The 25,791-nt window shown below is 44.1% G+C and carries 25 protein-coding genes; 19 read left to right on the top strand and 6 right to left on the bottom strand.

Features of this window, described 5'->3' with window-relative positions; genetic code table 11:
• The first annotated feature begins 23 nt into the window (after positions 1–23).
• From typA to ACTSEZ_RS04165, 3 genes are read left to right on the top strand one after another with little or no spacing between them, the layout of a single operon-like run.
• Positions 24–1,868: a translational GTPase TypA gene (gene typA, locus ACTSEZ_RS04155; RefSeq protein WP_369732926.1), complete on the top strand. Its 1,845-nt coding sequence runs from the start codon at positions 24–26 to the stop codon at positions 1,866–1,868.
• 54 nt (positions 1,869–1,922) lie between these two features.
• A complete protein-coding gene (locus ACTSEZ_RS04160) occupies positions 1,923–2,231 on the top strand; it encodes a YlaH-like family protein (RefSeq protein ID WP_369733087.1) in 309 nt (102 codons plus the stop codon).
• On the top strand, positions 2,228–2,509 hold the full coding sequence (locus ACTSEZ_RS04165; RefSeq protein WP_369732927.1) for a hypothetical protein: 282 nt from the start codon (positions 2,228–2,230) through the stop codon (positions 2,507–2,509). Before ACTSEZ_RS04160 ends, ACTSEZ_RS04165 begins: the two co-directional genes overlap by 4 nt.
• Before the next feature lie 9 nt (positions 2,510–2,518).
• On the opposite strand, the gene ACTSEZ_RS04170 is transcribed toward ACTSEZ_RS04165, so the two are convergent.
• Both ACTSEZ_RS04170 and ACTSEZ_RS04175 read right to left on the bottom strand, forming a co-directional pair.
• Complete coding sequence (locus ACTSEZ_RS04170) at positions 2,519–2,941, bottom strand: hypothetical protein (protein ID WP_369732928.1); 423 nt, start codon at positions 2,939–2,941, stop codon at positions 2,519–2,521.
• Positions 2,941–3,141, bottom strand: coding sequence for a YlaI family protein (locus ACTSEZ_RS04175; RefSeq protein ID WP_369732929.1), 201 nt, complete (start codon positions 3,139–3,141; stop codon positions 2,941–2,943). The genes ACTSEZ_RS04170 and ACTSEZ_RS04175 overlap by 1 nt, the downstream gene beginning before the upstream one ends.
• A 175-nt stretch (positions 3,142–3,316) precedes the next feature.
• On the opposite strand from ACTSEZ_RS04175, the gene ACTSEZ_RS04180 reads away from it, so the two are divergent.
• Positions 3,317–3,772 (top strand): pyridoxamine 5'-phosphate oxidase family protein, encoded by a 456-nt coding sequence (locus ACTSEZ_RS04180; protein WP_369732930.1) that lies wholly within the window; start codon positions 3,317–3,319, stop codon positions 3,770–3,772.
• A 197-nt stretch (positions 3,773–3,969) separates the two neighbouring features.
• Here the strand turns inward: ACTSEZ_RS04180 and ACTSEZ_RS04185 are convergent, their stop codons facing one another.
• Complete coding sequence (locus tag ACTSEZ_RS04185; protein ID WP_369732931.1) at positions 3,970–4,584, bottom strand: YhcN/YlaJ family sporulation lipoprotein; 615 nt, start codon at positions 4,582–4,584, stop codon at positions 3,970–3,972.
• Between the two features lie 170 nt (positions 4,585–4,754).
• Between ACTSEZ_RS04185 and ACTSEZ_RS04190 the strand changes: the two genes are divergently transcribed.
• A complete protein-coding gene (locus ACTSEZ_RS04190; RefSeq protein WP_369732932.1) occupies positions 4,755–6,083 on the top strand; it encodes a PhoH family protein in 1,329 nt (442 codons plus the stop codon).
• 58 nt (positions 6,084–6,141) lie between these two features.
• On the opposite strand, the gene ACTSEZ_RS04195 is transcribed toward ACTSEZ_RS04190, so the two are convergent.
• A complete protein-coding gene (locus tag ACTSEZ_RS04195; RefSeq protein WP_369732933.1) occupies positions 6,142–6,630 on the bottom strand; it encodes a peptidyl-prolyl cis-trans isomerase in 489 nt (162 codons plus the stop codon).
• Positions 6,631–6,764: 134 nt separating this feature from the next.
• Here ACTSEZ_RS04195 and glsA point away from each other — a divergent pair, with 134 nt between their 5' ends.
• From glsA to ACTSEZ_RS04220, 5 genes are all read left to right on the top strand, one after another.
• Positions 6,765–7,694, top strand: a complete 930-nt coding sequence (gene glsA, locus ACTSEZ_RS04200; protein WP_369732934.1) for a glutaminase A — start codon at positions 6,765–6,767, stop codon at positions 7,692–7,694.
• 112 nt (positions 7,695–7,806) lie between these two features.
• The gene (locus ACTSEZ_RS04205; RefSeq protein ID WP_369732935.1) at positions 7,807–8,088 is read left to right on the top strand and encodes an Fpa/YlaN family protein; all 282 of its coding nucleotides are present in this window, start codon (positions 7,807–7,809) and stop codon (positions 8,086–8,088) included.
• A 263-nt stretch (positions 8,089–8,351) separates the two neighbouring features.
• A complete protein-coding gene (locus tag ACTSEZ_RS04210) occupies positions 8,352–9,560 on the top strand; it encodes an FtsW/RodA/SpoVE family cell cycle protein (protein WP_369732936.1) in 1,209 nt (402 codons plus the stop codon).
• A 69-nt stretch (positions 9,561–9,629) separates the two neighbouring features.
• On the top strand, positions 9,630–13,073 hold the full coding sequence (pyc, locus tag ACTSEZ_RS04215; RefSeq protein ID WP_369732937.1) for a pyruvate carboxylase: 3,444 nt from the start codon (positions 9,630–9,632) through the stop codon (positions 13,071–13,073).
• Between the two features lie 308 nt (positions 13,074–13,381).
• Entirely contained in the window at positions 13,382–14,806 is a 1,425-nt protein-coding gene (locus ACTSEZ_RS04220) for a cryptochrome/photolyase family protein (protein WP_369732938.1), read from the top strand.
• 26 nt (positions 14,807–14,832) lie between these two features.
• On the opposite strand, the gene ACTSEZ_RS04225 is transcribed toward ACTSEZ_RS04220, so the two are convergent.
• Positions 14,833–15,774: a COX15/CtaA family protein gene (locus tag ACTSEZ_RS04225; protein ID WP_369732939.1), complete on the bottom strand. Its 942-nt coding sequence runs from the start codon at positions 15,772–15,774 to the stop codon at positions 14,833–14,835.
• A 462-nt stretch (positions 15,775–16,236) separates the two neighbouring features.
• Between ACTSEZ_RS04225 and cyoE the strand changes: the two genes are divergently transcribed.
• The 9 genes from cyoE (at position 16,237) to ACTSEZ_RS04270 (ending at position 24,669) form a co-directional block, all read left to right on the top strand.
• Positions 16,237–17,154 carry a heme o synthase gene (gene cyoE / locus ACTSEZ_RS04230; protein ID WP_369732940.1) on the top strand — a complete coding sequence of 306 codons (918 nt, stop codon included), beginning with the start codon at positions 16,237–16,239 and terminating at the stop codon, positions 17,152–17,154.
• A 99-nt stretch (positions 17,155–17,253) separates the two neighbouring features.
• Positions 17,254–18,333: a cytochrome c oxidase subunit II gene (gene coxB, locus ACTSEZ_RS04235; RefSeq protein WP_369732941.1), complete on the top strand. Its 1,080-nt coding sequence runs from the start codon at positions 17,254–17,256 to the stop codon at positions 18,331–18,333.
• A 34-nt stretch (positions 18,334–18,367) separates the two neighbouring features.
• Complete coding sequence (gene ctaD / locus ACTSEZ_RS04240) at positions 18,368–20,239, top strand: cytochrome c oxidase subunit I (protein ID WP_369732942.1); 1,872 nt, start codon at positions 18,368–18,370, stop codon at positions 20,237–20,239.
• Positions 20,239–20,862, top strand: coding sequence for a cytochrome c oxidase subunit III (ctaE, locus tag ACTSEZ_RS04245; protein WP_369732943.1), 624 nt, complete (start codon positions 20,239–20,241; stop codon positions 20,860–20,862). Before ctaD ends, ctaE begins: the two co-directional genes overlap by 1 nt.
• A 4-nt stretch (positions 20,863–20,866) precedes the next feature.
• The gene (ctaF, locus tag ACTSEZ_RS04250; RefSeq protein ID WP_369732944.1) at positions 20,867–21,196 is read left to right on the top strand and encodes a cytochrome c oxidase subunit IVB; all 330 of its coding nucleotides are present in this window, start codon (positions 20,867–20,869) and stop codon (positions 21,194–21,196) included.
• A 174-nt stretch (positions 21,197–21,370) separates the two neighbouring features.
• Positions 21,371–22,261 carry a cytochrome c oxidase assembly factor CtaG gene (ctaG, locus tag ACTSEZ_RS04255; RefSeq protein WP_369733088.1) on the top strand — a complete coding sequence of 297 codons (891 nt, stop codon included), beginning with the start codon at positions 21,371–21,373 and terminating at the stop codon, positions 22,259–22,261.
• A 58-nt stretch (positions 22,262–22,319) separates the two neighbouring features.
• Positions 22,320–22,781 (top strand): DUF420 domain-containing protein, encoded by a 462-nt coding sequence (locus ACTSEZ_RS04260; RefSeq protein ID WP_369732945.1) that lies wholly within the window; start codon positions 22,320–22,322, stop codon positions 22,779–22,781.
• Between the two features lie 324 nt (positions 22,782–23,105).
• Positions 23,106–23,615, top strand: coding sequence for a GNAT family N-acetyltransferase (locus ACTSEZ_RS04265; RefSeq protein ID WP_369732946.1), 510 nt, complete (start codon positions 23,106–23,108; stop codon positions 23,613–23,615).
• 37 nt (positions 23,616–23,652) lie between these two features.
• A complete protein-coding gene (locus ACTSEZ_RS04270) occupies positions 23,653–24,669 on the top strand; it encodes a sterol carrier protein domain-containing protein (RefSeq protein WP_369732947.1) in 1,017 nt (338 codons plus the stop codon).
• Between the two features lie 38 nt (positions 24,670–24,707).
• Here the strand turns inward: ACTSEZ_RS04270 and ytvI are convergent, their stop codons facing one another.
• Positions 24,708–25,766: a sporulation integral membrane protein YtvI gene (gene ytvI / locus ACTSEZ_RS04275; protein ID WP_369732948.1), complete on the bottom strand. Its 1,059-nt coding sequence runs from the start codon at positions 25,764–25,766 to the stop codon at positions 24,708–24,710.
• Positions 25,767–25,791 lie beyond the last annotated feature (25 nt).

The following is a 25,791-nucleotide window of genomic DNA, read 5'->3' on the forward strand; positions in this document are numbered from 1 at the left end:
TTAAATTTTTAGGAGATGAAAATGTGAAACTTCGAAATGATATTCGAAACATTGCGATTATTGCCCACGTAGACCACGGGAAAACGACGCTTGTAGACAAATTGCTTCACCAGGCAGGAACGTTCCGTGCGAACGAACAAGTTGCAGAAAGAGCGATGGATTCAAACGACCTCGAACGCGAGCGCGGAATCACGATCTTGGCAAAAAATACGGCAATTAACTATAAAGATACACGCATTAACATTATGGATACACCAGGACATGCCGACTTTGGCGGAGAAGTAGAGCGAATCATGAAAATGGTTGACGGCGTACTTCTTGTTGTTGACGCTTATGAAGGATGTATGCCCCAAACACGCTTCGTGCTGAAAAAAGCACTTGAGCAAAAGCTGACGCCGATTGTTGTTGTCAATAAAATTGACCGCGACTTTGCACGTCCTGAAGAAGTGGTGGATGAAGTTCTTGACCTATTCATCGAACTTGATGCAACGGAAGAACAGCTTGAGTTCCCGGTTATCTTTGCATCTGCCATGAATGGAACGGCAAGCACAAGTCCGGATCCTGCTGATCAGGAAGAAAACATGGTTGCATTATTTGATTCTATTGTTGAGAACATTCCTGCACCAGTTGACAACACAGATGAGCCTCTTCAATTCCAGGTAGCTCTTCTTGACTACAATGACTATGTAGGACGTATCGGAATCGGCCGTGTATTCCGCGGAACGATGACTGTCGGCCAGCAGGTTTCATTAATGAAAGTCGACGGAAGCATCAAAAACTTCCGTGTAACGAAATTATTCGGATTCCAGGGATTAAAACGCGTTGAAATCGAAAGCGCTAAGGCAGGGGACCTTGTTGCCGTTTCCGGAATGGAAGACATCAACGTTGGGGAAACAGTATGCCCGGTTGAGCATCAGGAAGCATTGCCTATCCTACGCATCGATGAGCCTACCCTTCAAATGACGTTTGTTGTCAACAACAGCCCATTTGCAGGCCGCGAAGGAAAATATGTGACGTCACGTAAAATTGAAGAGCGTTTAATGGCTCAGCTTCAGACAGATGTCAGCCTTCGTGTTGAAAACACAGAATCTCCGGATGCGTGGATCGTTTCAGGACGCGGTGAGCTTCACCTTTCTATCCTGATTGAAAACATGCGCCGCGAGGGCTATGAGCTGCAGGTTTCAAAACCTGAAGTTATCGTAAAAGAAATTGACGGAGTACGCTGTGAGCCGGTTGAGCGTGTTCAAATCGATGTTCCTGAAGAGCATACTGGTTCTGTTATGGAATCAATCGGTGCCCGCAAAGGCGAAATGCTTGATATGATCAACAACGGCAACGGTCAAGTCCGTCTGATTTTCAACGTGCCTGCACGCGGATTAATCGGATACTCTACCGAGTTCATGTCTATCACACGCGGTTTCGGCATCATTAACCACACATTTGACAGCTACCAGCCAATGCAGCCTGGCCAGGTTGGCGGACGCCGTCAGGGTGTACTGATTTCAATGGAAAACGGAAAGTCAACGACTTACGGTATCCAGGGAATTGAAGACCGCGGAATCATCTTCCTTGATGCAGGTACAGACGTGTATGAAGGAATGATCGTAGGAGAGCACAACCGCGAAAACGATCTTGTTGTCAACATCTGCAAAATGAAGCAGCAGACAAACATCCGTTCAGCAAACAAAGATCAAACGAGCACGATGAAAAAACCTCGCATCATGTCACTTGAAGAATCTCTTGAATACTTGAACGAAGATGAGTACTGCGAACTTACGCCTACTTCAATCCGTTTGAGAAAGAAAATTCTTGATAAGAACGAACGCGAAAAGCAGGCTAAAAAGAAAAAGCTTGCAGGATTGCTTTAAGTCTGACTCTGGACGTGCAATGGAGGGGATAGCGGGATGAACGTATACGAAAGTATGTGGCCGGTTGCCTACAGCATTTATACGGCAACTGAACCCGATACACAAACAGGGGCAAATATCTTATATCTGGTCATTCTCGGACTGTCAATTGTCGTATTCAAGCTGGGGTTTGCTAAAAAGCTTCCCCTTCTTCAGACAATTGTCATCTACTTGTTTTTGATGTTCGGCTGTACGGTTCTGACGTTTTTAGGAGCGTTTTTGCCTGTTGCAGAAGGACTCATTGTGGCTGCTCTGATTTTGATTATTTATAAAATCAGACTCCACAGAGCAAAAAAAGCCGAGCAGCAGGATGCCGCAACATGAAGTCGATTCAGGACTCCCTCTACAATTGGCTCTCCATTAAAACAGTGGCAGACGCCCGTCCTGAAGACACGGCAGCAGCAGATACATTCAGCCTTTTTGATCAGCTGCTGAAAGAAAATCATGACATACAGGAAATTTCTGTCCAAAAGGACGATGTGATGTACCTGGTCGCATATAAGCTGAACGGGGAACATAAAACATCCAGATTTCCCGTTGAACTGATTGACAGCATGATTGAGCAGATCGAAGCTGAACCTGAAAAATATAAGAACTATTAAAAAGACACCTCAATTCTGAGGTGTCTTTTTGTATAAGCATGCTGCAAGCACCGCGGCAAACAGAATATGGCCGGCAATCCACCAGCTGATCGCTTCAATATTAAAGATGCCGGGTGTTTCTTTAACAGCAAGAATGGTAAGAGGGAAATAAAGGAGGGCTGCAGGCAGGGTAAGGAGGAAAGATGCAGCCCATACTTTTCCGGCAGACAGCCTGAAAGCACGGGTCATCCAGCTGCAGACGATGCCGATTGCAACAGCCACCGCCAAATGAAGAATGAATTCAATCAGTTCAGGGAGAGGCCTGCTGTATATAAAGTCAATATTAAGGAGTAAAACATATACTTTTTCGCCGCTGACTTGTTCGGCAAATTTAAGAAAAAGCCCCAAAAGAATTCCGCTCAGCAGGCCGGCGATGGCGCCTCTCAGTGCCACTACCAGCTGTCCTCTGTTTTTTTATCTCTGTAAAGCTTGAAATTTCCCGTATTGGCCCGTTCAATTGTCCGGTTTTCAATTCTGATTTCACACTCTTTGCACATATATGTATGAATAGGCCTGTTGCGCAGACGCTTCGCCTGGAGTGTTTCATCATGGATCGTTTCAACTTTGTCGCACAGCACGCATTTTACTCTCATGTGACACCTCATTCTTATTTTTTGGAGATAATGAATGGATTAAGCCGCCCGTTCCATTCGTAAGTTCAGCAGGCAGCGGAGATATATCGGCAAAAAGGATGTCCGAATTTGAATGTAGCAAGCATTAGAAAAAAAAGGTATGATAGCATTATACAACGAATATGGAGGGAAGAAAATGGCTAATAAGTCAGAAACCAAATTGATTCAGCCTTTGTTTGACAATCTCCAGAAAGAACGTTTTGCTGTTTTTGCCACAATTGACTTTGAAACAGGTGCTCCAAATGTTTCGGCCGTCTCCTGGGTTTTTGCACCTGATGAGGAGCGGGTGTACCTTGCCGTTGATAACCGCTCGCGAATTGTCAAAAATGTCAAAAAGCATCCTGCTGCAGCTCTGACGCTGCTTGCAAACGAGTCTACATATACAATTAACGGAAATGCACATATAAAAGAAGAAAAACTTGAAGCTGTCCCTCTAAAGCTTGCCCTGATCGAACTGGTGATCTCTGAAGTAAGAGATGTGATGTTTTACGGTTCGAAAATTTCGGCTGAACCAGCATATGAAAAAACATATGATGAAAAAGCAGCAGCTAAGCTTGACGGCCAGGTTCTTGAAGCCATGAAAAAAGCTTAGTTCAGGATGAACTAAGCTTTTTGTGATTGTTATGGAATTATTCATGATTCCGGTAAATATTACGATTAGTTTTCGTCGTCCAGCTTCAGCGCCTAGGTTCTCTGTCAGAACAAATCCGGCATAAAAGTCAAAACCGCACTTTTATGCCGAATTCTTATCTGCCTTTTGGACCTGAACAAGGCGCTTGCGCTTTTGAGTTAGTTTCTGTTTAAGTGGTTCTCCGACTGATCATTCTGTTCGCGGTCAAGCTCTTTTTGCTCTTTTGAGTTGAGCTGATTGTTGTCCTGTTCAGTCGGTCTGTTATGGCGGTTTTGATTGTTCAGGGCATCATTCGGGATTTCGGGCATCACGCGTCCTACAATGGCAGCAAGCTCATCAAGAATGCCTGAAATCGGTTTGCCCTGCTGAATGTCTTTGCCGATTGCTTTTAGACGCACTGTCGTATCAGCATCTGCAATGATAACAGCATTTGCACCGTACGGGTCATGCTGAATGCTTTCTGCTACCGCATATTTAATGGATTCAGCCTTGTTTCTGTCTAGCTCTGAGTTCACATCAATCCCTACAATGGCATATCTCCCGAGAACAACAGCGCTGGCATCATTTACACCAGGCACGCGGCCTGCAAGATCAACGAGTCGGCGTGAAATCTGCTGGCCCGTTTTCTTTTCAACCGGTTCATTGACAGAGTTCCTGACGTTCATCGGCTTTCCGTTTTGATCTTCAGAACGGTTTTGTTCTGATCCCTGATTAAAAGAACAGGCTGAAAGCATAAGCACAAGGACCAATGCTGAAAATGTCATACTGCGCATGTAATCACTCCTTTTAGACCATGCTTTTTAATTTTATTGTCCGATAAATCTTCTATCTTTATGCACCATTTCATATATTTTAGCAACGCTTCAATTACAGCTTGATTATTTCAGGACCGCGAGCACGCGCAGCACGCTCTAAAAACCCGTATAAGGTAGGAGGCGGAAGGTTGAGTAAAATCTATGTTTTGGATACGAATGTCTTACTTCAAGATCCGAATTCCATTTTTTCATTTGAAGAGAACGAAGTAGTCATTCCAGCAGTTGTTCTAGAAGAGGTCGATTCAAAAAAAAGGTATATGGATGAAATAGGACGAAATGCAAGACATGTTTCCAAACTCATTGATAGCCTAAGGCTCATCGGAAAGCTGCATGAAAAAATACCGCTGCCGGGCGGAGGCTTTTTAAGAATTGAACTGAATCACCGCTCGTTTCACGAGCTGCAGGAGATTTTCATTGAAAAAACAAATGATAACCGGATCCTTGCGGTGGCAAAAAATCTGTCAATTGAAGAAGAGACAACCGAAAACGGCAGACCTGTCATATTGGTAAGCAAAGATACGCTGGTCAGAGTTAAGGCTGATGCAATCGGATTGATTGCAGAAGATTTTCTGAGCGACAGAGTGGTTGAGATTGACCGGATCTACACGGGCTATCTTGATTTGTATATAAGCGGGGATGACCTCAACAGGTTTTACGAAAAAAATGAGCTGATTCTGTCAGAGGTGACAAATCATCCATTTTATCCGAATCAGTTTGTCATTATGAAAAATGCTCTCGGCGGTTCGTCATCTGCTATTGGAATTGTGGACAAAACCGGGAAAAAGGTAAAACGTCTTGTCTTTGATCATGATCATATATGGGGGATAAAACCGAGGAACGTTCAGCAGACAATGGCGATGGAGCTGCTTCTGAGAAACGATATGCCTCTTGTGACGCTGATCGGGAAAGCGGGAACAGGCAAAACACTGCTTGCTTTGGCCGCTGGACTTATGCAGACAGAGGATCTGGGATCATTTAAAAAACTGCTGGTCGCAAGGCCGATTGTGCCGGTCGGAAAAGATATCGGCTATTTACCGGGGGAAAAGCAGGAGAAGCTCAGACCGTGGATGCAGCCGATTTATGATAACCTCGAATATTTATTTAATGCCAAAAAGCCGGGGGAACTGGATGCCATTCTTGCAGGAATGGGTTCAATAGAAGTAGAAGCCCTCACATATATAAGAGGAAGAAGTATTCCTGAACAGTTCATTATCATTGATGAAGCTCAGAATTTAACCAAGCATGAAGTGAAAACAATCCTGACGAGGGTTGGGGAAAAGAGCAAAATTGTCCTCATGGGGGATCCCGAGCAGATTGATCATCCTTACTTGGATGAATACAACAACGGGTTAACCTATGTTGTGGAGAAATTTAAAGACCAGCAGATTGCAGGGCATGTCAGACTTGTAAAAGGGGAGCGCTCAGGCCTCGCCCAGCTGGCCGCTGATTTGTTATAAATAACACGAAAAGCCGCTGATCTCAGCGGCTTTCTTATGGGAAAGCAGAGAATGCTTTCTACTCAACAATTATTTTTTTTATGTTTTTAACAGGATTGTCTTTATTGCTTCCGTCACCATAGTAAAGAGTCGCAGGCCCATCTTCAGTTAGGGGTTTGCCGTTTCTGCTGAAGCCGAGTACGGCGTTTGAGGCTTCTTTTAGAGGCAGTTCAATTTCTCCTTCGCCAGTGAAGAAAATGACTTTTCGTGCACCCGCTTTCGGCTCGGCATTTTGGAGAAACGGGAAAAATGGGATCCCGAACGTTCCGTTGAGCAGCGCTTCTTTTTTTGTAACTTTTCTTTCTTCCGGCAGTGCTGCACCTTCTTTTATTTCCTGATCCCAGTGTTTTGAAACAGCTTTAGTGTATTCCTCAAGCTCGTCAATGGAGTCTCTGGTTTCTTCAAAATAAGTGTTCAGATCCACTTTGCGGTCATCAAAAATCCAGACCCCCGGGTCGAGTGTAATTGGATAGGCTACATTTCCTGTAAGAGTAATGATGGCTTCCATTGCTGCACGTCCTTCCTTTAGTAAGCTCTTTGTAAAGTATAAGCGCTTTCCTGTATTTTGTCATGCCGCTCATGCTGATACTTTTAATTGGGCAGACTACGTTTCATATTGATGAGCAGATGAGGTGAACGGAAATGCCGTGCAAGACGAATGAAGAGCTTGCTGAACTCGTGAACGAAGCGAAAAAGGTGACGTCAGAAGGAAATGTAGCGGATTATATACCGGAGCTTGGAAAAGTAGAAGCGGATGATTTGTCCGTTGCCATTTACCATGTGGAAAATTCCTGTATGTCTGCCGGGGATATTGAAAAGACGTTCACTCTGCAGAGTATATCAAAAGTACTGACACTTGCCCTTGTTTTAATGGATCACGGGGAGCCGTACGTTTTCAGCAAAGTTGGAATGGAACCGACCGGAGACCCGTTTAATTCCATCGTCAAACTCGAAACACACGAAAAACAGCGCCCTCTGAATCCGATGATCAATGCCGGCGCGCTCGCGGTCACAAATATGATTAAAGGCTCGACAAAGGAAGAAAAACTGCTGAGGTATATTGATTTCATAAGAAAGCTTACGTTTAACAAGAAAATAACCATCTGCAACAATGTGGCCGCGTCTGAATTTGAAACCGCCTGGCTGAACAGGTCGCTCTGTTATTTCATGAAAAAAGACGGGATCATTGAAGGGGACGTTGAGGATCTGATTGATTTATACTCCAATCAGTGCGCTATTGAGATGCACAGTTTGGACCTGGCAAAGATAGGGGCTGTTTTTGCGCTCGACGGCAGGCACCCCGAAACTGAACAGCAGGTAATTCCAAAGGATATTGCCCGGATCTGCAAAACCTTTATGGTAACGTGCGGAATGTATAATGCTTCGGGCGAATTTGCAATAAAAGTAGGCATTCCGGCAAAGAGCGGGGTCTCAGGCGGAATTATGGGGATAGTCCCCTATCAGTTTGGAATCGGCATCTTTGGGCCGTCTCTTGATGAAAAGGGGAACAGTATTGCAGGAATTAAACTCCTTCATCTTTTGTCAGAAAAATATGAATTGAGCATCTTTTAGCAAAAGAGGGCCGGCGTGCGGGAAACACCCTGTTTTTTCTTGATTTTTTCACGCTTACCCTATAATATTAATAGATAGATTAAGGTAATCGCTCGGGAACGGAGGGGTTCAATTGGCGTCTGAGATTGCAATTGATCATCGAGAAAAAGCACTTGCTCTTTTAAAAGCGGATGCTGATAAAATTACGAAGCTGATTCAAGTCCAAATGGACAATTTGACGATGCCTCAATGTCCTCTTTACGAAGAGGTTTTAGATACACAAATGTTTGGACTTTCAAGAGAGATTGACTTTGCTGTCAGGCTTGATCTCATTGAAGAAAGAGAAGGCAAGGCGATCCTCGATACACTTGAGAGAGAAATGTCTGCACTACATGAAGCTTTTACGAAAAAATAAGCTTCGCGGTAAAGCTTACAGAATGAAAATGAAAACTCAAACTGCCTGAAAAATGCAGTTTGAGTTTTTTTGTAAGGTAAATCATTCCCGGAGCTTTTGACCTACATACTTTTTTAACTTGTTTCCGCTTGTTTAGCGGGTTACCATAAGTCGTGCCCCTGAAAGCAAGATTTCAGAAGGAATTCCGTCTGCCAATCTCGAACAATAAAGGAAAAAGATCTTCATCATGAAAACAGCAACTTGTAACGATAGGAAGCGATAAAATGATAAAAAAAATCTTAAAATCATATGACTACTCCCTTATCCTGGCAGTTCTTCTTCTATGCGGATTCGGACTCGTCATGGTATACAGTTCCAGCATGATTTCAGCAGTTGCAAGATGGGAATATACCAGTGACCACTTCTTTAACAGGCAGGCGCTGTTTATTGCGGCAGGGCTTATTGTACTTTTGCTGACTATGATTTTTCCATACCGGGCCTATCTGCAGCCATTCTTTCTCAGAAGCGTGGTTCTCATTTCTATAGGCATGCTGCTGGCCATTTTTGTGTTTGGATCTGTCGCAGGAGGTGCAAGAAGCTGGTTTTCACTCTTCGGATTTAAGCTTCAGCCGGCAGAGTTCGTGAAACTAAGCGTCATTCTCTATCTCGCAGCTGTATATGAAAAAAAGCAGTCGTACATTGAACATTTCGGACGGGGAGTACTTCCTCCAATTATTTTTACTGGATTCATTTGTGTGCTAATTATTCTGCAGCCGGATATTGGCTCTGCATCCATCATCGCCATGATTGCACTGACAATGGTTCTTTGTTCAGGTCTGGGACTTAAAAATATTGTCAAACTTATTGTGCTTGGATTGTCGATGCTTGCCATAGTCAGTCCTTTAATAATCTGGAAATGGAATGATATTTTTACACCAGTAAGAATGAGCAGGTTTACAGGCTTTATGGATCCATTTGAAAATGCCGGAGGAGCGGGCTTTCAGCTTGTGAATTCCTATTACGCCATAAGTTCAGGCGGACTTACAGGCCTTGGACTCGGAGAAAGCATTCAGAAGTACGGTTATCTTCCCGAAGCACACACGGATTTTATTCTTGCCATCATTTCTGAAGAGCTTGGCATTTTCGGCGTGTTATTTGTCCTTGTTCTCCTGGCCTTCATTGTGCTTAAAGGATTTCATATTGCACGCAGCTGCGATGATGCATTCGGCACACTTCTTGCCATTGGCATTTCAAGCATGATCGGCATTCAGACAGCCATAAATGTCGGCGGTCTGACCGGACTTCTTCCGATAACAGGAGTTACGCTGCCGTTTATCAGCTACGGGGGGTCATCCATGATCCTGCTGATGCTTTCAATGGGGCTGCTCATAAACATTTCGATGTTTGTTAAATACCGTTCTGTCTATCAAAAGGATGAAGTGAAAAAAACGGCTGAGCTCAAAGGCAACGCGGTTCCTTTTCAGCAAAATTAAAGTGATATACTAATTTCTAATGTGTTATACTATTAATCGAACAACTGATGAAGCCTAAGGGGGATTCCTATGACGCAGAAAAAAATTCAGAAAATACTTGTAGCTAACCGCGGTGAAATTGCCATTCGCGTGTTCCGCGCCTGCACGGAGCTGAACATCAGAACGGTCGCTGTATATTCCAAGGAGGACTCTGGCTCTTTCCACCGTTATAAAGCAGATGAAGCATACATAGTCGGTGAAGGGAAAAAACCGATCGATGCCTATCTTGATATTGAAGGCATTATTGAAATTGCTAAAAACAACGGGGTTGACGCCATCCATCCCGGATACGGATTCCTGTCTGAAAACATTCACTTTGCAAGAAGATGCGAAGAAGAAGGCATTATTTTTATTGGGCCTAAATCCGCACATCTCGATATGTTCGGGGACAAAGTAAAAGCGAGAAAACAGGCCGAACTGGCAGAAATCCCTGTCATCCCAGGCAGCGACGGACCTGTTGCAAGCCTTGAGGATGTAGTTGATTTCGGACGCAAAAACGGATATCCGTTCATTATCAAAGCTTCCCTTGGCGGAGGCGGACGCGGCATGAGGATTGTCAGAAGTGCTTCTGAGGTGAAAGAAAGCTATGAGCGCGCCAAATCTGAAGCGAAGGCTGCATTCGGCAATGACGAAGTGTATGTTGAAAAGCTGATAGAAAATCCAAAGCACATTGAAGTTCAGATTATCGGGGATGACCACGGAAACATCGTTCACCTTTATGAGCGCGACTGTTCGGTTCAGCGCCGTCATCAGAAGGTTGTGGAAGTTGCACCAAGCGTATCTGTAAGCGAAGAACTCAGACGGGAGATTTGCGATGCAGCTGTGAAACTGATGAGCAACGTCAGCTATGTAAATGCAGGGACCGTTGAGTTTCTAGTAGCAGGCGGAGAATTCTACTTTATTGAAGTCAACCCCCGCGTACAGGTAGAGCACACGATTACTGAGATGGTGACTGGCATTGACATTGTGCAGACGCAGATTATGGTTGCACAGGGACATGCCCTACACAGCAGTAAAATCGGCATACCGCAGCAGGATGAGATCAGAGTAACAGGCTATGCCATTCAATCAAGGGTGACGACAGAAGATCCTTTGAACGGCTTTATGCCGGATACAGGAAAAATTATGGCCTACCGCTCAGGCGGCGGATTCGGGGTCAGACTTGATGCCGGCAACGGATTCCAGGGGGCTGTCATTACACCTCACTATGATTCTTTGCTTGTAAAGCTTTCAACACAGGCGCTTACCTTCGAACAGGCAGCTGCCAAAATGATCAGAAACTTAAGGGAGTTCCGCATCCGCGGAATTAAAACAAACATTCCGTTCCTCGAGAACGTAATCAGGCATGAAAAGTTTATGTCAGGTGAATACGATACTTCTTTTATCGACTCGACACCGGAGCTGTTTGTTTTTCCGAAGAAAAAAGACCGGGGAACAAAGATGCTTTCCTATATCGGCAATGTGACCGTGAATGGATTTCCCGGCATTGAGAAGAAAAAGAAACCTGTATTTGACAAGCTTCATATTCCGAAAGTCAAATATTCAGAACCGGTCCCTGAGGGAACAAAACAGATTCTGGACAAGCTTGGACCTGAAGGTCTTGTAAACTGGCTGAAAGAGCAAAACGAAGTGCTGCTGACGGATACAACATTCCGCGACGCCCATCAGTCTCTGCTTGCCACAAGACTGAGAACAAATGACATCAAACATATTGCAGAGCCTACAGCAAGACTTCTTCCTAACTTGTTTTCTCTTGAAATGTGGGGCGGCGCTACATTTGATGTAGCGTACAGATTCTTAAAAGAAGATCCGTGGGACAGACTGCTGACAGTCAGAAAACAAGTCCCGAATGTTTTGCTGCAGATGCTCCTCCGTGCTTCAAATGCTGTAGGGTATAAGAACTATCCTGACAATGTGATTGAAGAGTTTGTAGAAAAGTCAGCCTATGCCGGCATTGACGTTTTCCGGATTTTTGACAGCCTGAACTGGGTAGAGGGAATGCGGCCAGCCATTGAAGCGGTAAGAAAATCAAACAAGCTTGCAGAAGCGGCTATTTGCTACACAGGGGACATTCTTGATCCTTCCCGCCGAAAATATGATCTTGCCTACTATACGAACCTTGCGAAAGAACTTGAAGCATCAGGGGCGCATATTCTGGGAATTAAAGATATGGCGGGTCTTCTTAAACCGCAGGCTGCCTATGATCTGATTTCCGCTTTGAAAGAAACAATTGATATCCCTGTTCATCTTCATACACATGATACCAGCGGAAACGGCCTGTTTACATATGCCAAAGCGATTGAAGCAGGTGTTGATGTTGTGGATACAGCAGTGAGTTCGATGGCAGGTCTGACTTCACAGCCGAGCGCCAATTCCCTTTATCATGCTCTGCAGGGAATGGAGCGGCGTCCGAATATTGATATTGAAGCACTCGAAGAGCTTTCGCAGTACTGGGAAGGAGTGCGTCACTATTACCGGGATTTTGAAAGCGGCATGAATGCCCCTCACTCTGAAGTTTACATGCATGAAATGCCCGGCGGACAGTACAGCAATCTTCAGCAGCAGGCCAAAGGAGTCGGCCTTGATGACCGCTGGAATGAAGTAAAGGAAATGTACAGACGCGTCAACGATCTTTTTGGAGACTTGGTGAAAGTGACGCCTTCTTCTAAAGTAGTCGGCGATATGGCGCTGTTTATGGTTCAAAACAACCTGACTGAAGATGATATCTTTGAGCGCGGCGAATCGCTTGATTTTCCTGATTCAGTTGTAGAGCTGTTTGAAGGCTATCTCGGCCAGCCGCATGGCGGATTTCCTGAAGAACTGCAAAAAATCATTCTTAAAGGCAGAGATCCAATTTCGGTAAGACCGGGAGAACTGCTTGAGCCGGTTGATTTTCCTGCTTTAAAAGAAGACCTGTTTAAAACGCTTGGCCGTCAGGTGACAAGTTTTGATGCGATTGCCCATGCTCTTTACCCTAAAGTCTTCCTTGACTATGCAAAGACGTTTGAACAATTCGGTGATATTTCTGTGCTTGATACACCTACATTCCTTTACGGAATGAGACTTGGGGAAGAGATTGAAGTTGAAATTGAACAGGGTAAAACCTTGATCGTAAAACTAGTATCAATAGGCGAACCTCAGCCGGACGGTACGCGGGTCGTTTATTTTGAACTGAACGGCCAGCCGCGTGAAGTCATCATCCGCGATGAAAACGTCAAGGCGACGGTTACCGCCAAAATGAAAGCTGATAAAGGCAACAAGGATCACATTGGTGCGACAATGCCCGGCACAGTGATAAAAGTACTTGTTGAAAAAGGCGAAAAAGTAAGCAAAGGCGATCATCTTCTTTTAACTGAGGCTATGAAAATGGAAACGACCGTTCAGGCTCCATTCTCAGGTACCGTAAAAGAGATTCATGTTTCAAACGGTGAAGCCATTCAGACTGGTGATCTGCTGATTGAAATGACTGAGTAATTCTCACTTGAAAAAACTGCAAAGGCAAGAGCCCGGTGTGAAGCCGGCTCTTGTCTTTTTCGTTGTTAAGGAAATTATAAAGAGCAAAAGGCTGTGGATAACATAACAAAGTTATCTTCGGCAAGCGGAAGAGCCTAAATCCTCTGTCAGAACAAATCCGTCAAAAAAGGCGGGACCCGGACTTTTCCGACGGATTTTTATCTGCCTATCGGAGCGGGCCTTGGCGCTTACGTTTTGTTCTTTAGCGAGCCTATCATTTCTTTCATTCGCCGGGGGAAAACAGTACAATCATGAAAGAGGTGATTGTCATGAAGACAGCAGCAGTCTGGTTCAGAAGAGATTTAAGGCTGCAGGATCATACAGCCCTGACAGAGGCCGTAAAATGGGCAGAAGAACATAACGGAAAGCTGTTTTTGTTTTTTCAGCTGAATCCGGCTTTTCTCGAAAATCCGGCAGACTTCCGCCATCACTATTTTTTTCAGACATTAAAGGCGTTTATGGATCATTGCGGGGAACATAAAATTGCCTTTCATCTGATGTATGGCGAGACAGAAGAAATAATGGAATTGATTATTGAAAAAATACCTGAGATCACCCTGTTTTTATTTAATGAAGATGAAACAGGCTACGGAAAAAAACGCGATGACAAGGTGAAAAAGGTTCTGAAAGAAAATGAGGTCGAGTACTGGACGTTTCAGGATCATTTCCTTCACGGGGCTCAGGAAGTTAAAAAGCAGGACGGCTCCTTTTACAAAGTCTACACGCCTTATTATAAAGCGTGGAGCAAGCTTGAAAAAAAACAGCCTGCCGAAATCGATCTGAAAAAACTCAGTGCCTGCACCGTTTCAAAGCAGGACCTCCCTGGTAATGGGGCTGAAAAGCTTAAGGAGATTATCGGCAGCCTTGAAGAAAGGGAGGACGTCGGGGAAGAAGCTGCTCTTAAAACCCTGCAGGAGTTTACAGACGAAAAATTGGAAGATTACCATAAAAAAAGAGACCTTCCTGCTGAAGCGGGGACAAGCAGACTCTCTAGATATTTAAAAACTGGAAGCATCTCTATCCGCACTGTCTATCACCACATCATGCAGAGTGAGGATCATTTTCAGGATACGGGAAAAGAAACATTCATCAAGGAGCTTGCCTGGCGGGACTTTTATAATATGGTGTACGTTCAGTTCCCAAACAGCGTGAATGAAGAAGCGGATCAGCGCTACCGGACAATCAAATGGAATACGGATAAAGAGAGGCTGAAAGCGTGGAAAGAAGGAAAAACAGGCTATCCGATTGTTGATGCGGGAATGAGGCAGCTGAATGCAGAAGGATGGATGCATAACCGGCTAAGAATGATCACAGCTTCCTTTTTAACGAAAGATTACCTGCTTGACTGGAGGCTCGGGGAGGCTTACTTTGCAGAAAAACTTGTCGATTATGAGCCTGGATCCAACATTGGAGGATGGCAGTGGGCAGCATCTGTCGGAACAGACCCGGTCCCGTACTTCAGAGTGTTTAATCCGGTCACACAATCAAAAAAGTTTGATCCTGACGGAGAGTACATCAAAAAATATGTGCCCGAGCTTCGTGACGTAGACGCTAAAAGGATCCATGAGCCGTGGAAGATGAGCAGCGGGGAACAGAAAGAAGCTGGCTGCATCATCGGAAACGATTATCCGGAACCAACAGTCATACACAGCGAACAGCGGGTAAAAGCAATTGAAATGTTTCAGGGTATATAAAAAGAGAGGCATAGTCGCCTCTCTTTTTATATGGCTTTCTTATCTTCTTTGTTCTTCAAAGCTTCACGGTTCATCCGGTTGCGGCTGATCAGCAGAATGAAATAGCTCAGCACGCCGAACAGACAGGAAATAATCAGTGCGTGGGCCAGGGCAACGCCAAGGTTCAGCCCGGTTAATACGACAAGCGCGCCTGATGCGACCTGCATGGAAATAAGGGCAAACGCTATGATCCATCCATAATAGACAACTTTCTGATGTTTATAGTGTTTAACTGCGGTATAAGCAGCATATGCCACCCAAACGAAAATCAGAGCAGCTGCAAATCTGTGTCCCATCTGAATCCACTCATGCAGAGTTGCAGGCAGCCCGTATGGTCTGTTGCTGCACATCGGCCATTCCGGACATGCGAGGCTTGCACCTTTATGTCTGACAAATGCACCTGTATAGACCACGATATATGTGTAGCAAATGATGCCGATGCTGTGGAATTTCATCCTTTTATCAATAATAAGGGACTCTGTATCAAACTTTTTGTCCACTTCAAAAATCAGCAGGGTGAGCAGCAGAACTGATGCAAAAGAGATAAGAGAAATACCGAAATGCAGGGCAAGTACGGCATCAGACTGTCCCCATTTTACTGCGGCTGCACCAATAAGCGCCTGAAGAATCAGGAAAAAGAAAGAAAGAGCAGCCAGAAATTTCGTTTCCCGCTTATGTCCGATTTTAATCCAGGACGTTACAGCCAACAGCAGGACAAGAATGCCCGCAAGTCCGCTGACAACCCTGTGGCTGAGCTCAATGACAAGCTCCGGGGTAATTTCAGACGGAATCAGTTCTCCGTGGCAAAGCGGCCAGGAATCTCCGCATCCTGCCCCGGATTCCGTTTTTGTGACGAGTGCTCCCCCTAAAAGCACAAGAAGCATCACAAGTGTTGTGAGCACACCTATTCCTTTTAATGCTCGATGCAAGATGTTCACCTTCTTATTCGTAGTAATGAGCTTATGAAAACCGGACACTTTAAAGTCCGGCAGGCAACAAATATTGACAATATCTATCTACTGTTTATTATACTGGCAAAACAGAATGAATGAAAAGGAATGATATGGAGAAATCCCATTAGAATCATTTTTTCGCAAAAGATTCCATTATCTATAAAAAATTCCTGACAGGTATGATAGAATGTTAACGTAGTCATAAAGGTATGCCATTTATTTTTAGAGTATCAGTGAATGAATTGCTTTTCAATGAATTAGCCGGCTCTCCTGTTCTGCTTCACAATTTCGACAAAACTTCTTCATATTTTGTTCACAAAAAAAGAACCGATTATGGTTTAATATCAAGAAGGAAGCGATTTTGAAAATATTGCTTAATTTAGTATGATATAGCAAGCTGCACAGCCGGCAGCAGAGTAAAAAGGGGGACTGTCATACGTGCCTGATTCAAGGACCTCGAAAGAAACAGGATTCGGTGAGGTAGTTTATGAAACAACCGTCTTAAAAGACTTTTTGAGCCTTATTAAAATGGGAATCGTCAATTCCAATTTAATCACCGCGTTCACTGGCATCTGGCTTGCGCTCTATTTTAACGGGCTGAGTTTTCTCGGCAATATTGACACAGTTCTGTATGCGCTGTCAGGATCCGCTCTTGTGATTGCAGGATCTTGTGCCATCAACAACTTTTATGACCGTGACATAGACCATATTATGGAGCGGACAAAGACGAGACCGACTGTCACAGGCAGAATGAATCCAGTTCAGGCACTGTGGATTGGTGTTTTATTGCTTGCATTCGGATTTATCATGCTCTCCATGACAACGGCAGCAGCAACGCTTATCGGGTTGATCGGCGTAATTACATACGTCTTTTTATATACAATGTGGACAAAACGCCACTATACGCTGAATACAGTTGTCGGCAGCATCTCCGGTGCCGTTCCTCCTCTCATTGGATGGGCAGCTGTTGATGCAGACCTCAGTGTGACGGCATGGGTATTGTTCATGATCATGTTTATCTGGCAGCCGCCGCATTTTCTCGCTCTCGCAATGAAGCGGGTTGAGGAATACCGGGCAGCCGGGATACCGATGCTGCCTGTCATTCACGGATTTGCTGTTACCAAAAGGCAAATGATGGTCTGGGTAATCTGTCTATTGCCTTTGCCGTTTTACTTGTTTCAGCTTGGAGCAGCATTCATCATCCTGGCAACTGCCCTGAACCTCGGCTGGCTAGTGCTTGCCCTGTCCGGCATAAGGGCTAAGGATGACCTGAAATGGGCAAAGTGGATGTTTATTTATTCGCTGAACTACTTAACGATCCTTTTTGTGGCGATGGTACTTTTCACGATCAACTAGGTTAGAAATTCTTTCTTTTAGGAATTTACATAGAAGGAATTGACAATTCCTGTTTAGCATGCGGGGATTAATTTACTGAAAGAGGGGTTTGATTTAGCTATGGAAAAGAGGCTGACAAAATTTCGTCTCGTTGCCGTATTTGCAATGCTGACACTTGTCCTAGCCGGCTGTGGTGAACCATATCTTTCCGCTCTTCAACCAGCTGGTGAAGTAGCGGATATGCAGTACTCGCTTATGATTTTGAGTACACTCATCATGGTCATTGTAATCGCAGTCGTAACTGTGATCTTCATTTATGTAGTTGTGAAGTTCAGACAGCGCAAAGGTGAGGAAAATAAAATTCCTGAGCAAGTAGAGGGAAGTCATAAACTGGAAATCATTTGGACTGTTATTCCTATTCTTTTACTGCTTGTGCTGGCGGTTCCTGTAGTATCTGCAACATTTGAGCTTGCAGACGTCAAGGCAATGGATAAAAAAGACCGCAAGCCTGAAGATGCAGTCGTTGTAAATGTAAGAGCAAACCTTTACTGGTGGGAATTTGAGTATCCTGACTACGGGATCATCACGAGCCAGGATTTAGTTGTGCCGACAGATGAAAGGGTTTACTTTAATCTGATTGCTTCCGATGTCAAGCATTCATTCTGGGTGCCTTCTGCAGGCGGAAAAATGGATACAAACACGGAGAATGTGAATAAATTCTGGCTTAATTTTGACGGTGACCGTGCTGAGCAGGCCGGAGAATACTTCTACGGAAAATGTGCTGAGCTTTGCGGACCTTCACACGCTTTGATGGATTTTAAAGTTGAAACAAAATCCAAGGAAGATTTTGTTCAGTGGGCTGAAGAAATGAAGAATGCCAAAGCTGTTGCATCTTCTGACCTTGCTAAAGAAGGAGAGAAGCTGTTCCAGGAAAAAAGCTGTATCGGCTGTCACGCTGTCACTCCGGTGGATGAGCGTCCTGAACAGGCAAGAACTGCTCCAAACCTTGCAAGCTTCGGCGAGCGTTCACGAGTTGCAGGAATTCTTCCTCATAATGAAGAGAACATCAGAAACTGGCTGAAAGATCCTGAACAGTACAAACCGGGCAATAAAATGACAAAAACATACCCGGAACTGAATGATCAGGAACTTGATGCTCTTACAGAATACTTAAGCGGCTTGAAGGTAGAAGCCAAATAAGATTGTCTTAGCAGAATAAAAGGGAGGTAACACTGTGAGTACGTTAACTCAGAAAAAGGGGTTCGGCGCAGTTCTCTGGGACTACCTGACAACGGTAGACCATAAGAAAATCGCCATCCTTTACCTGGTTTCCGGCGGCTTCTTCTTCCTCGTGGGAGGTCTGGAAGCGATGCTGATCCGTATTCAGCTCGCTGTACCGGATAATGATTTCATCTCAGCCGGACTATATAATGAAGTATTGACTATGCATGGTACGACCATGATATTCCTGGCAGCGATGCCGCTGATTTTTGGATTTATGAACGCGGTTGTACCGATTCAGATCGGAGCACGCGACGTTGCATTTCCTTTCTTGAACTCACTTGGATTCTGGCTTTTCTTCTTTGGGGGATTGTTCCTGAACATGGGCTGGTTTTTAGGGGGAGCACCTGATGCAGGCTGGACGAACTATGCGTCGCTTGCCCTCAATTCACCGGGACACGGAATCGATTTTTATCTTCTCGGTCTTCAGATATCAGGTTTTGGAACACTTATTGCAGGGATTAACTTCCTGGCAACGATTATTAACATGCGTGCGCCTGGTATGACTTATATGCGCATGCCGCTTTTTACCTGGACAACGTTTGTTGCATCTGCACTTATCTTATTTGCTTTCCCGCCGCTTACTGTGGGTCTTGCAATTATGATGTTTGACCGTGTATTCGGAACAGGGTTTTTCGTTCCTGAACTTGGCGGAAATACGATTATCTGGGAGCATTTATTCTGGATCTTCGGACATCCTGAGGTTTACATCCTGATTCTTCCTGCATTCGGAATTTTCTCTGATGTCCTTCCTCATTTTTCTAAAAAGCGTCTTTTCGGATACTCTTCAATGGTATTCGCAACTGTACTTATCGGCTTTTTAGGATTCATGGTATGGGCGCATCACATGTTTACAACCGGTCTTGGACCTATTGCAAATGCAATTTTCGCTGTTGCCACAATGGCAATTGCTGTTCCTACAGGCATTAAGATCTTCAACTGGATGTTTACAATGTGGGGCGGAAGCATCCGCTTTACTGTTCCGATGATCTGGTCTGTAGCCTTCATTCCGACATTTGTAATGGGCGGAGTAACAGGAATCATGCTTGCTGCTGCTCCTACAGATTATCAGTATCATGACACGTATTTCGTTGTAGCCCATTTCCACTACGTTATTGTAGGCGGAGTTGTCATGGGATTATTTGCAGGCCTTCACTACTGGTGGCCGAAAATGTTTGGAAAAATGCTCGGCGAAAAGCTTGGCGTCGTTACATTTGTCCTGTTCTTTACAGGTTTCCATTTAACTTTCTTTATTCAGCATTTCCTTGGACTGATGGGGATGCCGCGCCGTATATTCACATTCCTGCCCGGCCAGGGACTTGAAATGGGTAACTTAATCAGTACAGTCGGTGCATTCCTGATGGCAGCCGGAACAATCGTATTGCTCTGGAACATCATTATTTCATCAATTAAAGGTGAAAAAGCTGCAGGAGATGCATGGGGAGACGGGCGCAACCTTGAGTGGGCTGTTTCATCGCCGGCACCTGAATACAACTTCAAACAAACTCCGCTTGTACGCGGACTTGATGCACTGTGGGTAGAAAGAATGGAAGGCAATAAAGGAATGACTCCAGCCGAGCCGCTTGGCGATATTCATATGCCTAACGGATCGATCCTTCCTTTGATCATGTCTTTTGGATTGTTCGTTGCTGCATTCGGACTGCTTTATCATTCAGAACACGCATGGGGCATTCCGGTTATTATCGTCGGATTTGCCATTACTCTTGGCTGTATGTTCCTGCGTTCTGTCATTGATGATCACGGTTATCACATCCACAAAGAAGATTTGATGAATGATGATAACGATAAGGGGGTAAAGGCATAATGCATGTTGAGGAAAAATTGACAGCTGAAACGTTCCCTGCCTCACCTGAAAAGGCAACCCTTGAAGGCAAAAATAAATTTTTGGGTTTCTGGCTGTTCCTGGGCGGAGAGACAGTCCTGTTCGCTTCTTTATTTGCCACGTTCCTGGCACTCAGGGATTCTGACAACGGAGGGGCAACAACCCAGGAGATGTTTGAGCTTCCGCTCGTATTTGCTGCAACGATGCTTCTTTTGACAAGTTCTCTGACGAGTGTATATGCAATGTATCACATGAAGAACTTTCAATTTAAAAAAATGCAGCTATGGATGGGAATCACGGTTCTTTTAGGAGCTGCCTTCCTTGCACTTGAGATTTATGAATTCAATCATTATATTCATGAATTCAAATTCACTATGACAAGCAGTGCACTTGGCTCTGCCTTTTACACGCTTGTCGGAACACATGGTGCCCACGTGGCATTCGGTCTCCTTTGGATTACAACATTGATGGTCCGCAATGCAAAAAGAGGACTGAATTTATACAACGCACCTAAATACTACGTTGCAAGTCTTTACTGGCATTTCATTGACGTTGTATGGGTATTCATCTTCACAGTTGTATACTTAATGGGAATGGTGGGATAAACTGATGGCAAATCAAAACTCAGGAAACCCAAAAGTAGATCTTGCATATCGCCGCAAGAAAAACAAAGAAGACATGAAATATCAGGTCGTAACCTTTGCACTGATGATCTTTCTGACTGTCATTGCCTTTGTTGCAATTGGATATGACGGCATTGCAGAATGGTTTAAGATTCCATTTATTCTTCTTCTTGCTGTCGTACAGGTTATTTTCCAGCTTTACTACTTTATGCACATGAGCCATAAAGGACATGAGGTGCCTGCGCTTTTCCTTTATTCAGGAATCGGCGTTGCGTTTTTAACAGTCCTAGCTTTTGTCACAATCATTTGGTGGTAAGTTCTGATCCGGCTGATTTTTCAGCCGGATTATTTTTATGTTCTTCGTTCAGGCAATGCTGGAAGTCCTGTGTCTTTGTCATAGAACGTTCATTGATAGCGCTTCATCTAAGGTGTATAATAGGACAGGGAACACTAGCAGAAATAGGAGTTGAACTCATTGTTAAATTTAGAAATGTTTGGCTTTAGAGCAATGTGGAGCCCGTACTTTTTTCTGTTTACAGCAAGTATTCTAGTGGTCTATTTCCTTGCAGCCGGGCCGCTTAGAAGCCGTTTTAAAGACAGTGAACCTGTCACTTTTAAACAGAAAGCCCTGTTCACGGCGTCTATTCTTCTTCTTTATACGGTAAAAGGCAGTCCTCTGGATTTAATGGGGCATTTAATGTTCAGTGCACATATGACACAAATGGCCCTCTTATATTTGCTCGTTCCGCCGCTTATGATTTATGGTGTGCCCGTATGGATGTGGAGAGCCATCATTTACAGACCGGTTATTAAACAGACGGTTTCCTTCCTGTCCCGTCCGCTGATTGCCCTTTTTGTATTTAATGGCGTATTTTCGCTCTATCATATTCCCCTTGTTTTTGATGCGGTGAAAACAGACCATATCCTTCATGCGGCTGTTACCATCTTTATTTTTATTGCCGCTATGCTTATGTGGTGGCCTCTATTAAATGAGCTTCCTGAATGGAGAGAGCTTGGCGGAATTAAGAAGATTGGCTACATATTTGCAAATGGAATGCTGCTTACACCGGCATGTGCGCTGATTATCTTCGCAGATACATCTTTGTATTCCACCTACACGAATCCAGCTGCCTGGGCGAGCGCTCTTGAACTGTGCGTTCCTGCAAGCATGCTGGCAGGACTTGATCTGACCGGCCCGGAAATGTTTAATACCCTTCCTTTAGTGGAAGACCAGCAGCTTGGCGGCATCATGATGAAGATTATTCAGGAATTTGTCTATGGGGGACTGCTCGGGATTATTTTCTTTAAATGGGCCCGAAAAGAAAGAGAGAAAGACGAACTTGAAGAACGCAGCCGTCTTGCTCCTCAGCCGGTAAAATAAGATACGCTCCGGTTTTTCTGCTTATCAATCTATGATTACTATATTAGGAGCTGCCAATATGAACGTACCTCTTTTACCTACTATCAGTACAGCCTTTATCGTTCTCAGCGCTGCAGCCGTTGCTGTTGGATGGTATCTTATCAAACAGCGGAGAATAGAGGCGCATCAAAAGGCGATGATGACGGCCGCTGTTTTTGCGGTAATCTTTTTTATTGTTTATGCATCACGGACAATCTTTGTCGGGAACACTGCTTTCGGCGGACCTGATTCAATTAAAATCTACTATACTGTATTTTTGATTTTCCATATCACTCTTGCAACTGTAGGGGCAGTGCTTGGAATCATCATGCTGGTCTCAGGTTTTAAAAACAGGCTCGCAAGGCACAGAAAGCTTGGACCCGGAACAAGCGTCATCTGGTTTTTTACTGCAATCACAGGAGTTGCTGTTTATTTTCTCCTTTATATTCAATATAAAGGCGGAGAAACGACATCTGTATTTAAAGCGATATTGGGATTTTAAACGAGGAAGCAATAGAATGAAAGATTTCTATTGCTTCTTTTTTTATTTTTAACGTAATGACAAAGAATAAAAGGCTGTGGATAATATAACAAAGTTATCTTCGGCAAGCGGAAGCGCCTAGATCCTCTGTCAGAACAAATCCGTCAAAAAAGGCGGGACCCGGACTTTTCCGCCGGATTCTTATCTGCCTATCGGATCTGAGCAAGGCGCTTCCGCTTTTGTTTTGCTCTGAACCGGAAAAAACGGTCTGCAGGAAGTATAGGACGCTCATTATGGCCATAAAATGAAAGTATGAGGGAGTTCTTGAAAGGGAGTGTCGGGAAGATGATTGAAATTATAACAGACCGGCTTTTAATTATTCCTTGTTCATTGGATATTGCAAAATCGCTGATTTTCCACAGAAAGGAACTGGAAACCCGGTCCCCGATTGGAATACCCTGTGCCTGGCCTTCTTCTGCTGTAAGAGGGATGCTCCCGCTGTATATTGAAAAGCTCGAGAAAAACGATCAGGAGTACGGATGGGGCCTTTGGCTGATCATTTTATACGATGAAAAAAGAATTATCGGCGATTTGTTTCTTCAGGGAATGCCTGATGACAGCGGGACAGTTGAGCTGTGCTACAACATTCATGAAGCGGCTGATGAAGAAAGTCTGACCTATGAAGCAATTGATGCTGTCATGGAATGGCTGACAAGTGAACGAAAAGTAGCCGGCATTCAGATGGAGTGTCTGGATGAGAACAGCAAATCCATTAAACTGTTTGAAAAGCTCGGTATGATCTGCACGAAAAAAGAGGATGTTTTTTTATCCTGGGAGCTGAAAAAGAAAGCATAGAAGAGAGGTGTTAAGCATAGGAGGAGCCGAAAAAAGGATGGAAGCAGATCTGCCATTTTTTCAAGGTGCACCCGGGGAAGATTTAATTGTCCGCATCAGAGAGTTAACTTATTCGGGTCATAAGCTTAAAGCCGTTCAAGTAAGCGCATCACCTTTCATTAATTGGAGGTCCCGCAAGTTGGACAGGCAAATGAAGGGTCTTTTTGAAGAATGGAGAAATCAGGGATGTCACTTGGTTTTTTTTGATCACGTGCCTCTTTCCTTCAAACGGAAGTATGGCGTTGAAACTTTAATAAGTGCAAGGGAATGGAGAATGACTGCGGAATGCCTTTATTTACGGTCATTTAACAGTACCTGTGAAGTATTTGAAGCTGATGGAATCAGCGGTGAATACTTGTCAAAACAGATTGTGAGGAAATTATCCGGGCATAAAACCTGTCTGATTTCTTCTTCTGGCGACCTAACTGATCACATGAGTGTGGCGCAAAACTCCCTTTTTGTAGCGAATAATGACAAAGGTGAAGCCATTGGCTATATGAAATGTTTCCTGGCTGATCAAAAGCTTCATATAAAAGAATGGGCCGCAATCAGCCCGAAAGCTAAACCGGCCCTATGGAACAAAATCAGGACGCTTCCAGCGAATGAATTAATCTTGACAGTACAAGAGAGTGATTCATTTCCATATCAGTTGAAAAATCCATTTTTATCAAGCCGTCAACTTCCTGTTTTTATTGGGAAAATTACGAATCTGCCTGATTTTATGGCTGTGTTTCCTTTTAAGAACGCAGAGAGTCCCCTGTACTTGCACGTAACGGATTCATCCTTGCCTGCAAACAGCGGCATATATTGCATCGATGACGGGACGGGAAGAGCTGTTCAATCAGCCGGCTGCAGGAGTGTGGTGTCTGTTGACAGCGGTATTCTCACTGCGGTCCTTTTTAAAAGCCTGAATCCGGGCATTCTTTATGAGGCCGGGTATATAAAGGGCTCTGCGCACGATGTGAGACTTCTTGAAAAGGCATTGCCGGGTGAAAAACCGTATTGTTTTTTATAAAGAAGAGAGCCGGACAATTTTCAGTCCGGCTCTTGTTGTTAAATTTTAAATGTAAAGCGGATAATACCTGCTTCTCTTGCAGAGTTGTAGACAATTAAAATCATCGGGCCAATGAAAAATCCAAGGACGCCGAACAGTTTCAGTCCAAGATACATGGAGATCAGTGTTGCGAGCGGGGAAAGACCGATATGGCTTCCCATAACTTTCGGTTCAACTGTCCTTCTGATAATTAAAAGGACCGCAGTCAGGATACCGAGTTTTGCTGCAAGAATAGTATCCCCGGAGATAAGGTGATACAGCGTCCATGGACCCATAATGATGATGGAGCCGATAATCGGGATCACATCAATCACCCATATAATGATGGCCATGACAAGAGCAACCTCTGGCATAATCAGCATCAGTCCAATAAAGGAAGCGATAAAAATAATGATGCTGACAAGAAACTGAGCTTTGGCAAAGCCGAAAATAACATAAGACATGCGGTTAATCATAAAGTTCACTTTTTGAGCAGTATTTTCCTTCATATGTGCATACATGCGCATCTTCAGATTTGGCAGCTCAAGCATGAAAAGAAACAGTGCGATTAAAAAGACGAGCATGTTGACCATATAATCGGGAATGTTCGTAATGATCGTCTTTACATTTTCGATGTTAACTGAGCTTGCAAGATCTGCTTTTGTTTTCTCAAGAAATTCCTTTACCTGATTGCTGATTTCATTTACAAATTCAGGAGGAAGGTCTTTTGCTGAGTGTGTAAATCTGTCTTCAATTTCATTCCAGGCAACCGTAATTTCATTTATGTACTCAGGCGCATTTTCAATCGTAACGATTGCTTCACCGACAACCTTCGTCGTAATGAAATAACCGCTTACAGCAATGAGACATAAAAACAGCAAAAAGGTGATAAGGACACTCAGTTTCCGCTGCAGTTTTGCCCGGTTCTGCAAAAGCCTGACAAGCGGCTCCAGCAAAAGCGCAGTCAGAAAAGCCATAATGAGAGGAACTGAGATCGGCAGAAGAAAATAAATGATCAGCCCGATCAGGACTATGAATAGTGCAGTGAGGAGGCGCCGCTTAGTAAATATAGTAGACAATCTTTTGCTCCTTTCAATCTTACTC

Origin of the sequence: Metabacillus mesotrionivorans, from assembly GCF_052171315.1 — a bacterium.
Taxonomy (GTDB): domain Bacteria; phylum Bacillota; class Bacilli; order Bacillales; family Bacillaceae; genus Bacillus_P.

What these genes read in the sequence shown, in the direction of transcription:
- ACTSEZ_RS04185 (WP_369732931.1), bottom strand. Translation starts at nt 4,584, where the DNA reads ATGCGCAGTATGACATTTTCAGCATTGGTCCTTGTGCTTATGCTTTCA.
- pyc (WP_369732937.1), top strand. Translation starts at nt 9,630, where the DNA reads ATGACGCAGAAAAAAATTCAGAAAATACTTGTAGCTAACCGCGGTGAA.
- ACTSEZ_RS04175 (WP_369732929.1), bottom strand. Translation starts at nt 3,141, where the DNA reads ATGAGAGTAAAATGCGTGCTGTGCGACAAAGTTGAAACGATCCATGAT.
- ACTSEZ_RS04160 (WP_369733087.1), top strand. Translation starts at nt 1,923, where the DNA reads ATGTGGCCGGTTGCCTACAGCATTTATACGGCAACTGAACCCGATACA.
- ACTSEZ_RS04220 (WP_369732938.1), top strand. Translation starts at nt 13,382, where the DNA reads ATGAAGACAGCAGCAGTCTGGTTCAGAAGAGATTTAAGGCTGCAGGAT.
- ctaG (WP_369733088.1), top strand. Translation starts at nt 21,371, where the DNA reads ATGTTTGGCTTTAGAGCAATGTGGAGCCCGTACTTTTTTCTGTTTACA.
- glsA (WP_369732934.1), top strand. Translation starts at nt 6,765, where the DNA reads ATGCCGTGCAAGACGAATGAAGAGCTTGCTGAACTCGTGAACGAAGCG.
- ctaF (WP_369732944.1), top strand. Translation starts at nt 20,867, where the DNA reads ATGGCAAATCAAAACTCAGGAAACCCAAAAGTAGATCTTGCATATCGC.
- ACTSEZ_RS04265 (WP_369732946.1), top strand. Translation starts at nt 23,106, where the DNA reads ATGATTGAAATTATAACAGACCGGCTTTTAATTATTCCTTGTTCATTG.
- ACTSEZ_RS04260 (WP_369732945.1), top strand. Translation starts at nt 22,320, where the DNA reads ATGAACGTACCTCTTTTACCTACTATCAGTACAGCCTTTATCGTTCTC.
- ACTSEZ_RS04270 (WP_369732947.1), top strand. Translation starts at nt 23,653, where the DNA reads ATGGAAGCAGATCTGCCATTTTTTCAAGGTGCACCCGGGGAAGATTTA.
- ACTSEZ_RS04195 (WP_369732933.1), bottom strand. Translation starts at nt 6,630, where the DNA reads ATGGAAGCCATCATTACTCTTACAGGAAATGTAGCCTATCCAATTACA.
- ACTSEZ_RS04210 (WP_369732936.1), top strand. Translation starts at nt 8,352, where the DNA reads ATGATAAAAAAAATCTTAAAATCATATGACTACTCCCTTATCCTGGCA.
- ctaE (WP_369732943.1), top strand. Translation starts at nt 20,239, where the DNA reads ATGCATGTTGAGGAAAAATTGACAGCTGAAACGTTCCCTGCCTCACCT.
- ACTSEZ_RS04165 (WP_369732927.1), top strand. Translation starts at nt 2,228, where the DNA reads ATGAAGTCGATTCAGGACTCCCTCTACAATTGGCTCTCCATTAAAACA.
- coxB (WP_369732941.1), top strand. Translation starts at nt 17,254, where the DNA reads ATGGAAAAGAGGCTGACAAAATTTCGTCTCGTTGCCGTATTTGCAATG.
- ACTSEZ_RS04180 (WP_369732930.1), top strand. Translation starts at nt 3,317, where the DNA reads ATGGCTAATAAGTCAGAAACCAAATTGATTCAGCCTTTGTTTGACAAT.